Source organism: Methanocaldococcus indicus, from assembly GCF_049554935.1.
Classification (GTDB): domain Archaea; phylum AGJL01; class Methanococci; order Methanococcales; family Methanocaldococcaceae; genus Methanocaldococcus; species Methanocaldococcus indicus.
Map to the genome: position 1 here is coordinate 778063 of NZ_CP186926.1, position 13881 is coordinate 791943.

17 protein-coding genes are annotated in these 13881 nt (G+C 25.8%); 9 read left to right on the forward strand and 8 right to left on the reverse strand.

Annotated features, from left to right (window positions below):
* Both ACPB8Q_RS04370 and ACPB8Q_RS04375 read left to right on the forward strand, forming a co-directional pair.
* Positions 1-210 (forward strand): 4Fe-4S dicluster domain-containing protein, encoded by a 210-nt coding sequence (locus ACPB8Q_RS04370; protein ID WP_423791972.1) that lies wholly within the window; start codon positions 1-3, stop codon positions 208-210.
* A complete protein-coding gene (locus tag ACPB8Q_RS04375; RefSeq protein ID WP_423791973.1) occupies positions 207-1112 on the forward strand; it encodes a radical SAM protein in 906 nt (301 codons plus the stop codon). The genes ACPB8Q_RS04370 and ACPB8Q_RS04375 overlap by 4 nt, the downstream gene beginning before the upstream one ends.
* Here the strand turns inward: ACPB8Q_RS04375 and ACPB8Q_RS04380 are convergent.
* A complete protein-coding gene (locus tag ACPB8Q_RS04380) occupies positions 1109-1429 on the reverse strand; it encodes a YcgN family cysteine cluster protein (protein WP_423791974.1) in 321 nt (106 codons plus the stop codon). The genes ACPB8Q_RS04375 and ACPB8Q_RS04380 overlap by 4 nt on opposite strands.
* A 146-nt stretch (positions 1430-1575) precedes the next feature.
* On the opposite strand from ACPB8Q_RS04380, the gene ACPB8Q_RS04385 reads away from it, so the two are divergent.
* Together ACPB8Q_RS04385 and ACPB8Q_RS04390 are read left to right on the forward strand one after the other, a co-directional pair.
* Positions 1576-3048, forward strand: a complete 1473-nt coding sequence (locus ACPB8Q_RS04385) for a methyl-accepting chemotaxis protein (RefSeq protein WP_423791975.1) — start codon at positions 1576-1578, stop codon at positions 3046-3048.
* A 177-nt stretch (positions 3049-3225) separates the two neighbouring features.
* Complete coding sequence (locus tag ACPB8Q_RS04390; protein ID WP_423791976.1) at positions 3226-4920, forward strand: methyl-accepting chemotaxis protein; 1695 nt, start codon at positions 3226-3228, stop codon at positions 4918-4920.
* Here the strand turns inward: ACPB8Q_RS04390 and ACPB8Q_RS04395 are convergent.
* Genes ACPB8Q_RS04395 through ACPB8Q_RS04410 form a run of 4 tightly spaced genes read right to left on the reverse strand, consistent with a single transcriptional unit; the run spans position 4917 to position 7221 of the window.
* Positions 4917-6086 (reverse strand): chloride channel protein, encoded by a 1170-nt coding sequence (locus ACPB8Q_RS04395; protein ID WP_423791977.1) that lies wholly within the window; start codon positions 6084-6086, stop codon positions 4917-4919. The genes ACPB8Q_RS04390 and ACPB8Q_RS04395 overlap by 4 nt on opposite strands.
* A 13-nt stretch (positions 6087-6099) precedes the next feature.
* A complete protein-coding gene (locus ACPB8Q_RS04400) occupies positions 6100-6381 on the reverse strand; it encodes a transcriptional regulator (RefSeq protein WP_423791978.1) in 282 nt (93 codons plus the stop codon).
* A complete protein-coding gene (locus ACPB8Q_RS04405) occupies positions 6378-6905 on the reverse strand; it encodes a hypothetical protein (RefSeq protein WP_423791979.1) in 528 nt (175 codons plus the stop codon). Before ACPB8Q_RS04405 ends, ACPB8Q_RS04400 begins: the two co-directional genes overlap by 4 nt.
* Entirely contained in the window at positions 6892-7221 is a 330-nt protein-coding gene (locus ACPB8Q_RS04410) for a gamma-glutamylcyclotransferase family protein (protein WP_423791980.1), read from the reverse strand. Before ACPB8Q_RS04410 ends, ACPB8Q_RS04405 begins: the two co-directional genes overlap by 14 nt.
* 115 nt (positions 7222-7336) lie before the next feature.
* Between ACPB8Q_RS04410 and ACPB8Q_RS04415 the strand changes: the two genes are divergently transcribed.
* Positions 7337-7558 (forward strand): class III signal peptide-containing protein, encoded by a 222-nt coding sequence (locus ACPB8Q_RS04415; protein WP_423791981.1) that lies wholly within the window; start codon positions 7337-7339, stop codon positions 7556-7558.
* Between the two features lie 68 nt (positions 7559-7626).
* Here the strand turns inward: ACPB8Q_RS04415 and ACPB8Q_RS04420 are convergent, their stop codons facing one another.
* Together ACPB8Q_RS04420 and ACPB8Q_RS04425 are read right to left on the reverse strand one after the other, a co-directional pair.
* Positions 7627-8733, reverse strand: coding sequence for an ATP-binding protein (locus ACPB8Q_RS04420; protein WP_423791982.1), 1107 nt, complete (start codon positions 8731-8733; stop codon positions 7627-7629).
* 28 nt (positions 8734-8761) lie between these two features.
* Positions 8762-9295 carry a winged helix-turn-helix domain-containing protein gene (locus tag ACPB8Q_RS04425; protein ID WP_423791983.1) on the reverse strand — a complete coding sequence of 178 codons (534 nt, stop codon included), beginning with the start codon at positions 9293-9295 and terminating at the stop codon, positions 8762-8764.
* A 121-nt stretch (positions 9296-9416) separates the two neighbouring features.
* On the opposite strand from ACPB8Q_RS04425, the gene ACPB8Q_RS04430 reads away from it, so the two are divergent.
* Genes ACPB8Q_RS04430 through ACPB8Q_RS04445 form a run of 4 tightly spaced genes read left to right on the forward strand, consistent with a single transcriptional unit; the run spans position 9417 to position 13617 of the window.
* Positions 9417-10091 (forward strand): 6-hydroxymethylpterin diphosphokinase MptE-like protein, encoded by a 675-nt coding sequence (locus tag ACPB8Q_RS04430; protein WP_423791984.1) that lies wholly within the window; start codon positions 9417-9419, stop codon positions 10089-10091.
* 4 nt (positions 10092-10095) lie between these two features.
* Positions 10096-10341: a hypothetical protein gene (locus tag ACPB8Q_RS04435; protein ID WP_423791985.1), complete on the forward strand. Its 246-nt coding sequence runs from the start codon at positions 10096-10098 to the stop codon at positions 10339-10341.
* A gap of 23 nt (positions 10342-10364) precedes the next feature.
* Complete coding sequence (locus ACPB8Q_RS04440) at positions 10365-10991, forward strand: IS6 family transposase (RefSeq protein ID WP_423791986.1); 627 nt, start codon at positions 10365-10367, stop codon at positions 10989-10991.
* 58 nt (positions 10992-11049) lie between these two features.
* Positions 11050-13617: a DEAD/DEAH box helicase gene (locus ACPB8Q_RS04445; RefSeq protein WP_423791987.1), complete on the forward strand. Its 2568-nt coding sequence runs from the start codon at positions 11050-11052 to the stop codon at positions 13615-13617.
* On the opposite strand, the gene ACPB8Q_RS04450 is transcribed toward ACPB8Q_RS04445, so the two are convergent.
* Positions 13589-13843, reverse strand: coding sequence for a pro-sigmaK processing inhibitor BofA family protein (locus ACPB8Q_RS04450; RefSeq protein ID WP_423791988.1), 255 nt, complete (start codon positions 13841-13843; stop codon positions 13589-13591). The genes ACPB8Q_RS04445 and ACPB8Q_RS04450 overlap by 29 nt on opposite strands.
* Between the last annotated feature and the right edge of the window lie 38 nt (positions 13844-13881).

Consider the following 13881-nt stretch of genomic DNA (forward strand, 5'->3'; position numbering starts at 1 on the left):
ATGGCTATTGAGATAATAGTTGATAAAGAGAAGTGTATTGGATGTGGGAGATGTTATGATGTGTGCCCAAAAGCTCCTTTAATTTGGAAGAAAGATGGAAATAATAAATACTATGCATACAACACAGAATATTGTCATAATTGCAAGTTTTGTGCTGGAAGATGTCCTACAAATGCTATTAAGGTTATTGTCAAGAGAGTGAAAAGATGAGGAGTTTAAAAGAAAGATTTTCTCATATAACAAAAGTCCATCCATGTTTTAATGAAAAAGTTCATGATAAAGTTGGAAGAGTGCATTTACCAGTAGCACCAAGATGTAATATTGCATGTAAGTTTTGTATAAGGAGTGTTAAAGATAAAGATTACAGACCAGGAGTTTCAGAGTTGATATTAAAACCAGAGGAGGTAGAAGAATATTTAAATAGAATTTTAAAAGAAATTCCAAATATAAAAGTAGTTGGTATTGCAGGACCAGGAGACAGTTTATTTAATAAAGAAACTTTTGAAACTCTCAAAATTATTGATGAAAAGTTTCCAGATTTAATAAAATGTCTATCAACTAATGGCTTATTATTATCAAAATACTACAAAGACTTAGCAGATTTAAATGTTAGAACTGTAACAGTTACAATAAATGCAGTTAAGCCAGAAATATTAAAAGATATTGTTGAATGGGTTTATTATAACAAAAAAGTTTATAAAGGAGAAGAAGGAGCAAAAATATTAATAAAAAATCAGTTGGATGGTTTAAAAAAGGCTTATGATGAAGGACTTATTATAAAGGTAAATACTGTTTTAATTCCAGAGATAAATATGAATCATATTTTAGAAATATCAAGAGCTGTTAAAGATTATGCATATATACAGAATATAATTCCTCTCATTCCACTCTATAAAATGAAACATTTAAGACCACCAACATGTGAAGAAATTAAGAAAATTAGAGAGGAAGCAGAGAAAATAATTCCACAATTTAGAGCTTGTGGGCAGTGTAGAGCAGATTCAGTAGGATTAATAAAAGAAAGAAAAATATTATTAGATTTCTTTAAAGAGAAAAATAGACCTCTAAAAAAAGATATTGACTTATTTAACTTAAAGCATTTTTCTCATTAATCTCTTAAATATTTATAAAAATGAGGTTCTTCATAATTTTTTAAATCTCTAACAAATGGACAATCTTTTGGAAATACTCTTGCTAATATTCCTTCTATAACTGTTAAACAATCATATTTAAACCTTTCATTATAAACTTTACATAACTTTTTTTCTTTATCAAAATGCTCACAATAAATTAATTCTAACCCTTTTTCTGTCTTATATGCATGTATTATACAACATCTTCCACATCTTTCACATTTCTCAGGAGGAAACAATTCTTTACTTATCTTTATTGCATGTTCCTTAGAATATCTCAAACTAAAAACCTCCATTATATAATATATTCATATAAATCATTTTTTTGGTGTAATTATTAAGTAATTCATAAATTTTATATAGGTAATTAGATTTAGTAATTAAATAACTATTCTACTTTATATAACAAAACTTTATTATATAAAAATGTATTGGTGATAGTGTGAAATTACCTAAAATTATGTTGAAAATTCTACCTGTTATAGTGGGGTATATTGTATTGGGGATAGTATTCTCCATTTTAGTTATAAGTTCAGCACCAAATTTGATGAACTATGGTATTATATTTATTATATTATTTATAATTTTTGGAATAATTTCGTTGATTTACTTACAAAAAACATTAATAGCTCCAATAGTTAATTTAAGCAAATTTAGCAGAGAAATTTTAGATGGAAATATAGAGATTGATGAAGAAAAAATAAAAATTAGTAATGATGAAATTGGAGACATTTATAAAGGATTTTTAGAGTTACATAAAAAGCTATATGAATTAGATAAAAAAATAAAAGAGTATCAAAAAGATGTTAAATCATTAATTAAAGAAATAACTCAAGTTATGGAAGGTATAGTAAATGGAGATTTAACTGTCAGAATGAATGAAAATAGAAAAAGAAACAAACTTCAAAAATTAATTAACCAGGCCTTAGATGAATTAGCTAAAATGATTTGCAGTTTAACAAGTGTTGTATTTTTCTTAAAAGAAGAAATTGAAAAAGCAAGAAAAGAAGTGGAAAGACTACAAGAAGCTTCTGAACAGATAGCAGATGCTTCACAACAAGTAGCTACAGCAGCAACAGACCAATCAACAAAACTACAAGATATAAGTCAAGAGTTAGAGGATGTTACAAATATAACAAGAGGTGTTTATGACTCTGCTGTTAGTGGAGTTGATGCTGTTAGAGTAGTAGAAGATTCTACAAACTTAGGTGTTGAAAAGGTTGAGCACGCAATTGAAACAATGCAAAGAATTGCAAACGTTATAGATGAGTTAGGTAGAGCTTTAGAAGAGTTAGGTAGAGAAAGCCAAAAAATTAATGAGATAACCGCTCTAATTAAAGATATTGCCGAACAAACAGGATTATTAGCATTAAACGCATCTATTGAAGCGGCAAGAGCAGGAGATGCTGGAAGAGGTTTCGCCGTTGTCGCAAGTGAAATTAAAGGTTTAGCTGAAGAGATTGGTAAGTCTGTTGATGATATTAATAAAACTATAAGTGAAATACAAGAGAAAATTAATAAAACAATTGATTTAGGGTTAGCAGGGAAGGAAGAGGTTGATAAAGGAGTTGTCGCAATTGATGAAGTTAATAATGCATTTATGAAAATTAAGGAGAGTGTTGATTTAGTAAATCAAAAGATGGAAGAGATAAAATCAGCGGCTGAAAAAGCTGCTGAGAGTATTCAAGCCGCTTTAAGAGATGTGCAAGATGTCGCTTCTATATCTGAAGAGTTCGCCGCTACCGCTGAAGAATTAACCGCTTCTACAGAAGAATTAAATGCTTCAATAAGTACATTTAGAGAGATTATTAGTAAATTAGAAAAAAAAGCCTTAGAAGCTGAGGAATTAAGTAAGAGATTTAAAGTAACATGCTCTTCAAATGTTACTCCAAATGTTACTCAATCTAAAAATTAAATACACATATTCAATATCTTATATAAATCAGTTAAAAAAATTTATTTTAAGTATCATTAAAATACTTTTACCAATGATATTTTTATATAACTTATCTTATAATATAAGTTAATTTATTGTAGTTAAAATAGTATTAATGTATAAAATATATAGAAATCTAATGTGTGGGGATATTGTATGAAAAAAATAAATTTAATGCCCATCATATTTGCAATTGCCATATTCTTATTTATTTTAGATGGATTGTTGGCTATATTTCTAAAAAATGCATTTATTTCTATATTTATATCATTAATTTTTTCGGCAATTTTAGCATTTTCAATTTGTAAAATAATTAAATACAACATTAAAAAACTTGAAGAGTTTTTAGATTTATGTCTAAAAGAAGATAAAATAGACAAAGATTTAAAACTTATTGCTGAATTTGACAATATCTATAGAAAATTAATTATTTTAGTTGAAGAATTCCACAAAGAAAGAGAAAAAATAAAAGAAATGAGTAAAGAAATTTCCCAAACAATTAAAGAAGCTATAGAAGCTTTAGAGAAGCTTGCTGAAGGTGATTTTTCAGTTAGATTAAATGAAAATAGAAAAAGAAACAAATTTCAAAAAATGTTTAATAAAGCAATTGAGAGAGTATCTAAAATCATTGAAAACATTAGACTGGAAGTTCTTGAATTAAATAGACAAATTGAAATATTAAGAAAAGAAACTAAAAAAGCTAAAGAATCAATTGAACAAATATCAGATTCAGCCCAAGAAGTAGCAAATGCAGCAGCTGACCAATCTTCAAAACTACAAGATATAAGTAGAGAAGTAGAGGAGACAAGTAACTTAGCCAAAAACACAGAGAAGTTATCAAAAGAAGGTGTAGAATTAGCAATTCAAGTAAATAATAAAGCTGATGAAGGATTAAAGAAAGTAGAGCATGCTGTTGATGCAATGAACAAAATCTCTTCTGTTATTGAAGATTTAAGTAAAGCTATTATAGAGTTAGGTGAAAAATCTAAAAAAATTAATGAAGTCACTAACTTAATTAGAGATATTGCTAAACAAACAGGACTATTAGCTCTAAATGCATCTATTGAAGCGGCAAGAGCAGGAGAAGTAGGAAAAGGTTTTGCAGTTGTTGCAAGTGAAATTAAAGGTTTAGCTGAGGAAATTAGTAGGTCAATTGACAACATAAATAAAATAATTGAAGAAATTAGTGCTCAAGTTGATAAAACTGTAAATTTAGGAACAATAGGTAAGCAGGAAGTAGATAAAGGAGTTGTAGCTGTTGATGACGTTAATAAAACTTTCTTAGAAATTAAAGAAGGTATATCTCAAACTCTTGAAAAAATAAAAACTATTAAAGAATCAGCTGATAACACAATAGTTAATATGGAAAAAGCACTTAGAGATATCCAAGATATTGCATCTATAGCAGAGGAATTTACTGCAACAGCTGAAGAACTGTCTGCTATAACTGAAGAAGAAAGAAAAGCTTTAAATGAAATAGAGAAAGTTATTGTAGAATTAGAAAAAGTTTCCCAATCTGTAAGAGACAATGTAATGAAAATAAAAACTTATAAATCAATAACAGTAGATGAAGCATATAAACTACTAAATAATCCTAACTATGTCTTTTTAAATGTTGTTCCAAAAGTTAAATATACTGGAAGAATTCCTAATTCACTATATATTCCAATTAATGAATTAAAGGATAGATTAAATGAAATTCCAAAAGATAAAAAAATTATTGTTTATTGTCTAAAAGGATTTACAAGTCCAGCAGGATATAGAATTTTAAAAGAGCATGGATATGATGTAGTCAATATGGAAGGTGGATTAGAAGCTTGGATGAAAAAAGGTTATCCTGTTGAAGATTAAAATCTAATATGCTCATAAATTGTCTCAGTTTTTGTCATTTTGTATCCAATAACTGCTCCAATTCCAGCAGGAATAGAAAAATCAAAGCCAAAAATCTCTGTGCATAAAACAGATGTTCCTAATGGTGTATTTGTAGTAGAGGATAAGACAGTAGCAATACCTAAAACTACATAAGGAGCTATATTTTCTACTCCCAAAATATCACCATATAGAGCTCCTGCAATAGCTCCAATACACATAGCTGGAAAAACTAAACCTCCAGGAGCTCCTGAACCTATTGTAAAAGATGTTGCAAAAATCTTACCTAACAAAAGTATAAATAAAAATAATAATCCATATTTTATAATAAATAAATTTTTTATTAATTCTAAACCCATTCCCAAGGATTGAGGAGCTATATATCCAATAAATGAAACTATACATCCTCCAATAAATAATTTTAAAGTCCAAGGAATATTTATATTTTCAAAATATTTATTTACATTTTTATATACATACATATATAACGTACCAACATAAGAGAGTAATATAGCTCCAATAACAAAGAAAATAAAATCTTCTGGTTTTAAGTTATAAATAGGGATATAATTTAAAAAATGTCTTTTATGAGTTATAAGATAATAAACAATATAACCAACTAAACTTGCTATTATAGCTGGAAATACATCAAAATATCTAAAATCCTCTCTTTCTATTAACTCACATGAAAATATAGCAGCTCCAAGAGGGGTAGCAAAAGCTCCTGCTAATCCTCCAGAGATTCCTGTTAAGATTACAAGGTCTCTATTTTTTAATTTTAATCCTCTATATATAAAGTTATCAGCAAAGCAAGCACTTGCAAATACACAAGTTCCTTCTTTTCCAGCACTACCACCAACTCCTATTATAAAACCAGATAAAAAAACCTTTAAAGCTCCAAAATACCAGAATAGCTTTTCATTCTCATTTAAAGCTTTTAAAACATAGTTAATACCAGAACCTCTAATTATTGGAAAAAAATCAACAACAACTCCACATAACAAGAAAACAACTGGAATTAAATATATATTGTTATGATATGGAAAATTATGAATAATTAATGTTAAAATAATAGAGCTTATTCCTCCAACAATTCCAATAATAGAAGCTAAACTAATAACTTTTAATAATTTAATTATATTTTTCATATATTATCACTAATTATTTTATTACTCCTTCTTTACTTAACCTTAATAGTTCATTTATATAATTTCTAAAACTTTCTTTACCTTTATCTGTTATTTTAATTATTGACTTTAATTTTCCTTTATGAATAATTTTTATAATTTCTATGTAATTAACTTTTTCTAAGATTTTTAAATGATGTTCTAAATTTCCATCAGTTAAGTTAAGTTTTTCTTTTAGATAGCTAAATTCACAAAATTCCCTACCATATAAAGTAGCTAAAATTTTTACTCTTATTTCAGAGTTAAATATTTTCATAATTTCACAATTAAGAAAGAAATTGAAACAGCAAAAAATCCAAAACTTAATATTAAATAATTATAACTATTAAATATATAGATTGGTATAGACAGGAACATTAAGAATAATCCTAACAATTTCCTTTTCTTTGAGTTAAATAGTATTCCATCAATACACAAAAAGAAACCAAAAAATATAGATATAATAATAGGTAGTAGTTTTAGAGAAATAAATGAAGCTATAATAAACAAGAGAGTTACAGCAATCAATCCATAAAATATAATACTTTCTAAAACTTTTTCAAAGTAGCATTTAGTTCTTTTAAAGAGTTCTTTATGTCTAATTATTATTAATCCACATATAAGTATAATTATTGGTTCTAAGAAAATCAATAGTTTATATTCAAACTTAAGTAAAATAAAAAGAATTAGAAATACAATTCCTAAGAAAAAATATGATACAAAATAAACAAAGCATTTATATTTTATATCTTCATCTTTATAGCTATCATCTATTAATTCAAGTATATCATCTACTTTCATAGTTACACCTTATATAAATATATACTGGATATTTTTTGTTATCCTCCCCTATAGCTGTTGTTCTTTCCCTAATATAAAAAATATTTAAATCTTCAAAATCATCAATTATTTTTAGTTCATTATTATTAATATCTAATAAAATAACTCCTTCAATAAAACTATTTTTATCTTTTATAGCCCCATAATAACCAATATCCTCACAAAATATTCTTTTATACCCATATACTCTTCCTTTAATCATCTTAGGAATTCTATTTATTAATTTTTTTAACACTTCTTTTTTTGTTAGTTCTCCATAAGCAAATATATTGACCATGATTAAGACCTTTTCAATATTCTTTGCTTTACAAAGAACAGAAAGTTATATATATTTATAGATTGTATAGTTTAACATAGTAAAGTAAAAAAATTTTCTATCTATGGTGATAGTTATGAGAATCATAAAAAAATTATTATCAAAAAGAGGGCAAGTATCTATGGAAATAGGTATTTTAGTAGCAGCAGCAGTAGCTGTTGCTGCTATAGCCGCATATTTCTACGCTTCTAATGTAAAAGTAGCTGCTGAAAATGCTGGAAAAGGTGCAAATGGTACTATTAACACTTTAACTTCTGCAGCTAATAAAACAGCTGCTAAAATTGAGAATTTAACCTAATTTTTATACTCTATTCTTATTCTTTAGAGAAAAAATAAATAGTTATAACAGCTTATAAATTTTATTATTTACAAAATTCTTTTTATAGCGTTCCAAATTAGGAAGGATTGAGGTTTAAGGATTCCATCAATAGGATTTAAGAAAAGGATATTCTTTTTAATTAAAAATTCTCTAATTTTTTTAGGTATTTTTGTATCTTCAACTTCATAATTCTCTTTAAATATTTTCAATGCATCAACAACTTTTTTATAAAAGTCATCATCATTTTCTTCTTTAACATCTTCTAAAAAGTATTTTAGTTTTTGAATAGCATCTTTAAGTAAATAATCTAAAATTTCTTTTAATTCTTTATTTTTTAATTCTTGAATTACATAAACTATATCTATTGGCTTTCCACCAACATAAGAATAAATAAGTTCTTTCTCATCATTAGAGAGTTTTTTATTTAAAATCTCTTCAGATAGAAAATCTATAAATTTTAAAGCAGTTTTTTTATCAAAATCATCTACTAAGATATATTTGGCTCTACCATCCAACATAGCTTCATTATAAACCTTCTCAATAAACAAGCTATCAGAGGATAAACAAAAAACATGGCATAGGTGTTTATGCTTAGTTAAGGAAATAAAATAATTAAATAGTTCATAAATCAAAAATCCATTTATTTTTAAATCTCCTATTTTTTGCAATTCATCTAATATTATTATTGGTTGCTTTCCTTCTTTTTTAACTTCTAAAAAAATTTTAGTTAGATAATTAAAAACATCATCTGAATTTTTATCTTTTAATAATTGGTTTAATAGATTTTTAGGTATTGGTATGCCTGTTAAAACATTAGATGTTATTGAAGCAATGGAAGGAATATCTATAAAGTCAGGGCTATCTTTAATTAATGGTTTTAAAAGATTTTTTAACCAGTCAAAAAAAGATTTTTTCGGAGTGTATGTTTTAAACAAGATTCTTATGAAATCATCATATCTTGATATAAATATCTCCCTCAAATCAAAATAAAAAATAACATACTTATCCTTATCTAACCTATTATTAATTATCTCATTTATTAAAGCCGTCTTCCCAGAGTTTATTGGTCCATATATAAAATATATAAAATTTGGTTCATTCTCTATTATTGAGAGTATCTCTCTTATCTCTTTCTCCCTATTAAAAAATTTCATATTTTTCACCAAAAAAATTTAAAAACTTTTATAACAGCTTATAAACTCCATTAATTTCAAAAATTTCTCCTTCTTCTAACAATTCCTTTAAGTATTTTTCAAGCTCTTCATCTGGGATATTTAACATCTCAGACAATTCTAAAAAAGAAACTTCTCCTAAATCTGATATTAGTTTTAGTATTTTCTCTTTTATCTCTTCTGGCTTTAAAATTTCCACATTATCTAAGTTTTCAGCTTTTTCTATTAAGTATTTTCTTGTTATTTTTATTTCTAAATCTCTCAATTCTATCCAATTTTCATCTCTTTCTTTATATATTTCTACTTCCAAAAATTTGTCCTCTTCAACTCTTGGCTTTCCTATTACATCATAAATTTTATTTTCCATATCATTGAAGTTTCTTAACTCTATCCCTTCTAAATAAAATTTTTCATTTTCTTTATACACCTTACCCAAAATCCTGACTCTTCTCAACTTTTTACCTTCTAAAATTAAATAATTATCCACTACTGGATTCTCTAAAAATTCATTTGGATATATTTTGTATGCTGTTTCTCTTTTCATCCTCTCACAAAAATAATATTTAAAATTTAAAGTTATAAATAAGTTATAAATAATAATTATAGTTCTATTATTAGATAAACTATGAAAGTACTAAATAAAATATACTATACCAAGTGATAATGTGAATATATACTATAAGATAGTTGAAGATTTTGGTTTTAGTGTTGAGAAAGATATTGAAAGTGCTAAAATTTTAAATGATTTAGTTGAGAATTTAAAGAACACTATTAGCTTGGAGAAAGTTAAAAGAATTATTAAAGATAAAGATGTCTATATATTAGGAGCAGGACCTTCAATATTTAAACATAGATATCGCATAAAAAATCCAAATGTTGTGGCAGATGGTGCATGTAGAGCATTGTTGGAGATAGGAAAAGTTCCTGATATTATTGTGTCTGATTTAGATGGAGATATAGAAGCTCTTTTAGAGTGTAATAAAAAAGGTAGTGTTATTTTTGTTCATGCACATGGAGACAATATAGAAAAAATAAAAAAAATTGTTCCTAAATTGAAAAATGTTGTTCCTACACATCAAGTCCCAAATTTAAAGTTAGAAAATCTCTATTATTTTGGAGGTTTTACAGATGGAGATAGAGCTTGCTATATCTCATATCATTTAGGTGCTAAAAAACTTATATTGGGTGGAATGGATTTTGGAGATAAGATAAGTAAGTATTCAAGAAATATCAATAAAGATATAGATTTTGCAGATAAATTTAAAAAAAAGAAATTATATTATGCTAAATATCTGATTGAACTATTAAGTAAAAAGATAGATATTGAATTTTTGGAATGAAATTATGAAAGATAAAAATGAGTTAGCTAAAATTTTTGAAGAATATTCTAAAAATATTATTGACTTTAAGCTTTTATCTAAAAGTAGAGAAGCAGAATTTTATGAATTTGAATTTAGAAATGACATAATTAATAAACTTTATAATAAATTATATTTACATCAGGTTGAAGCTTTATCTAATCTATATAACAACAAGAATGTTATTGTTACAACTCCCACAGGTGAGAGTGTCAAGTTAAGCTTTTATTAATAATTGATAAAAAATAATAAAATATGAAGCTCACGATAGAAGTCTTAAAGGAGAGAATCGAAGAGGAGAAGATTTTTAAAAGGAATAAGAAGTCGATAGAAGTTAAAATCTTAGCTGGGATTTTGTATTATCTTGGACTATCGTTGAGGAAGGTAAGTTTGTTTCTTTCCCAATTCGAAAGTATAAGCCATGAGTCGGTTAGGACTTATTATCACAAGATTAAAGATGTTTTAAACGAACCTAAAAGAAAGGAAAGATACGCAATTGCAATCGATGAGACCAAACTAAAGATTGGAAATGAAAATATTTACGTATGGTCTGCTATTGATGTTGAATCGAAAGAGTGCTTGGGAGTTTATGTTTCTGAAACAAGAAACTGCCTCGATACTATATTATTCGTTAAGAGTATATTAAAATTTTGCTCTAATAAGCCGAAGATTTTGGTCGATGGTGGAAGATGGTATCCGTGGGCATTGCAAAGATTGGGTTTAGAATTTGAAAGAGTCAGATTCGGACTGAGAAATTGTGTAGAAAGCTTTTTCTCACTACTCAAACGAAGAACTAAAGCATTTTATAATAGGTTTCCTAATAACAGCAAATTCGATACAGTTGTTAGCTGGATTAAAAGTTTCATGATGTTCTACAATTAGTTGAAGTCGTTAACTTGACAGTGTCCCCACAGGTAGTGGAAAAAGTGAAATTTTTAAGATGTATATATTAGATAGTTTTTTATCAAATCCTGAAAGAAGATACTTACTAATATTTCCTACAAGAGCATTAATTAACAATCAATTTTTTAAGTTTAAATCTTTATCAAATAAATTATTTGAATTAACAAATAAAAAACTAAAAATAGAGATTTTACATGGAGATATTAGTAGAGAAAAAAAGGAAAATATTGTTTTTGAGAAACCACATGTTATCTTTACAACTCCTGACACTCTACATTTTAGGATTTTAAGATACAATGATAAATATTCATGGTTATTAAAAAATTTGGACTTGGTTGTTGTAGATGAGCTACACAGTTATAGAGGTTATTTAGGAACTAACTTTCATTATATATTAAAAAGATTAAAGTATGTATGTAAATTAAAATATGATAATAATTTCAAATATTTAGCTTTATCTGCTACATTAAGAAATCCTACAAAGTTTTGTAAAGATATGTTTGAAGAAGATTTTATTTTAATAGATAAAGATAGCTCTCCATCATATAATAAATATTTAGTTCTTTTCCAACCTAAGAATTATGATAGCAAACAACTAATAAAAGGAATTATTGAAAAGTTAGTTAATAAGAATATAAAAACAATTTGCTTTTTTGATAGTAGAATTACAGCTGAAAAGATTAGTAAGATGTTCAGAAATAGTAAATTTAGAGAGCTAATAACTGTTTATAAAGGAACTCTAACAAAGAATATAAGGAATGAGATAGAAAATCATTTTAATGATTCTAAATATTTATGTTTGTTATCAACAAATGCATTAGAGTTAGGAATAGATATTGGAGATGTCTCATCAGTTGTCAATTATGGAATTCCAGCAGATGGGATATTTTCTTTAATCCAAAGATTTGGAAGAGCTGGAAGAAAGGGGGATGCTTTAAATTGTATAGTATTTAAAAAAGATGCATTAGACTTATATTATTTAAAAAATAGCAAAGAACTTTATGAAAAAATAAAAAACAATATTATTGAGCATATTCCTATAAATAAAGAAAATGAAATTATTGCAAAGAGACATATACACAACTTAATTTATGAATTAAAAAGAGTAAATATAGATAAAATAAAATTGAGTTCTTTTGAGAAAAAAATTATTATAGAGTTGCAAAAAGAAAATAAAATAAAATTTGACATTGAAAATAAAGAACTCTATTCATCTGTTGAGCCAAAATATTACAACATAAGGACTATTGGAGAAGAAACTTATTATTTAATTTTGAATAGAGAGGATATTAAAAATAAAATAAAATCTTTTGATAATATAAAAGCTCTTAACCAATATATCAACAACTTAAAAAAAGAAAAGATTATTATTGAGCAGTTATCAAAGGATGACTATTATAGATATCTTCTCCCAGGATATCCTTATTATTCAAGAGGTAAAATCTACATTATTTCTGATTATTTTGAATATAACAATATAAAATTTGTATTTGTTGAAGAGTTTGATGGAGATGTTGATTATCAATCTAAATATACAAAAGATGTTAAAATAATTCAAAAGAAAGATGAGAAAGAAATAAATAACTTAAAAATATGCTTTGGAAAGTTATTAATAGAGGAGATTTATGAAGGATTTGTTGTTAGAGGGAGAGATACAAATAAATATTATGAATATCTTAACAAACTAAAAAATAAAGGATTTTTAAAAGCTAAGATTGAGAAAGGAAATCCATATTTTATAGTTGTTGCTAATCTAACTAATTATAATGTTGAATCTTTTAAAGAAGAATTATTTAAATTAAAAATTAGAGATATTGATATAAATGACAATAATGTGTATATCTCAATTTATGAAATTTATACATTAGATAAGCTTCTTTCTTTTTTAGAAGAGTATAAAATTCCTTTTAAACTATTTGAAACTTTTGATATCTATATTATCTATGAGAATCCATATATTAAAAAATTTGAAACTGAGGGGATATGGTTAGTATTTCCAGAGGAGATTAAAGAAGTGTGTAATTATGAATACAACTATTTTATGGAAAGAATTCCTGAAAAATATAAGGATATTGCAAAAGAACTATATGATAAAATTGATAGAAAAGAGCTATTTTTAAGATATAGAGGATATACTTCCCACTATATTTTAGAAACTATTAAAAAAAGATTATCTTTTATAAAGGATGAGAAGAAAATAGAAAACATCTCATACTATATCAAAAAACTTATAGATAGTAAAGATATAGGTAATGGACTTCATGCAGTTGAACATATATTTATAAAATTAATTCCTACTGAGTGTTTTGTTGATAGTAGAGAAATTGGAGGATACAGCTACTCTCAATATGAATATCTAAATAAGCCAACTATTTTTGTTTATGATGGTAATGAGGGAGGAATTGGAGTAATTGAAAGAGTATTCCAAACATCTGAAAAGTTGTTGGAGAAGAGTTATAATCATCTAAAATTATGTAGATGTAAAGATGGATGTCCTTTATGTATATACTCTACTAAATGTGGAAATCTAAATGAGTTTTTAGATAAATTCCAGGCAATAAAAATCTTAGAGAAATTTATAAAAATGAAAGAATCAATAAAATAGCTACACCAACAACTCCACCAATTGCAACAATCAATAAATTTATCAAATCTAATTTTATGTGTGCTATGCCTAAATAGTTTATTATATATATTAAAATTATACCTACAATTGTATTAATTGCTAAATGTCTAATTATCTTAAATGTAAATTTAATTATCAAATAAGCTACAACTAAAACCAAAACTAACAATACAATTGTTTCAATCATACTATGCCCTCCAAACATAACTACTCCTCAAAATATATTTTTAATGGTAAATAGTT

What these genes read in the sequence shown, in the direction of transcription:
- ACPB8Q_RS04420 (WP_423791982.1), bottom strand. Translation starts at nt 8,733, where the DNA reads ATGAAATTTTTTAATAGGGAGAAAGAGATAAGAGAGATACTCTCAATA.
- ACPB8Q_RS04375 (WP_423791973.1), top strand. Translation starts at nt 207, where the DNA reads ATGAGGAGTTTAAAAGAAAGATTTTCTCATATAACAAAAGTCCATCCA.
- ACPB8Q_RS04395 (WP_423791977.1), bottom strand. Translation starts at nt 6,086, where the DNA reads ATGAAAAATATAATTAAATTATTAAAAGTTATTAGTTTAGCTTCTATT.
- ACPB8Q_RS04410 (WP_423791980.1), bottom strand. Translation starts at nt 7,221, where the DNA reads ATGGTCAATATATTTGCTTATGGAGAACTAACAAAAAAAGAAGTGTTA.
- ACPB8Q_RS04390 (WP_423791976.1), top strand. Translation starts at nt 3,226, where the DNA reads ATGAAAAAAATAAATTTAATGCCCATCATATTTGCAATTGCCATATTC.
- ACPB8Q_RS04425 (WP_423791983.1), bottom strand. Translation starts at nt 9,295, where the DNA reads ATGAAAAGAGAAACAGCATACAAAATATATCCAAATGAATTTTTAGAG.
- ACPB8Q_RS04440 (WP_423791986.1), top strand. Translation starts at nt 10,365, where the DNA reads ATGAAGCTCACGATAGAAGTCTTAAAGGAGAGAATCGAAGAGGAGAAG.
- ACPB8Q_RS04405 (WP_423791979.1), bottom strand. Translation starts at nt 6,905, where the DNA reads ATGAAAGTAGATGATATACTTGAATTAATAGATGATAGCTATAAAGAT.
- ACPB8Q_RS04380 (WP_423791974.1), bottom strand. Translation starts at nt 1,429, where the DNA reads ATGGAGGTTTTTAGTTTGAGATATTCTAAGGAACATGCAATAAAGATA.
- ACPB8Q_RS04445 (WP_423791987.1), top strand. Translation starts at nt 11,050, where the DNA reads ATGTATATATTAGATAGTTTTTTATCAAATCCTGAAAGAAGATACTTA.
- ACPB8Q_RS04435 (WP_423791985.1), top strand. Translation starts at nt 10,096, where the DNA reads ATGAAAGATAAAAATGAGTTAGCTAAAATTTTTGAAGAATATTCTAAA.
- ACPB8Q_RS04415 (WP_423791981.1), top strand. Translation starts at nt 7,337, where the DNA reads ATGAGAATCATAAAAAAATTATTATCAAAAAGAGGGCAAGTATCTATG.
- ACPB8Q_RS04370 (WP_423791972.1), top strand. Translation starts at nt 1, where the DNA reads ATGGCTATTGAGATAATAGTTGATAAAGAGAAGTGTATTGGATGTGGG.
- ACPB8Q_RS04400 (WP_423791978.1), bottom strand. Translation starts at nt 6,381, where the DNA reads ATGAAAATATTTAACTCTGAAATAAGAGTAAAAATTTTAGCTACTTTA.
- ACPB8Q_RS04450 (WP_423791988.1), bottom strand. Translation starts at nt 13,843, where the DNA reads ATGTTTGGAGGGCATAGTATGATTGAAACAATTGTATTGTTAGTTTTG.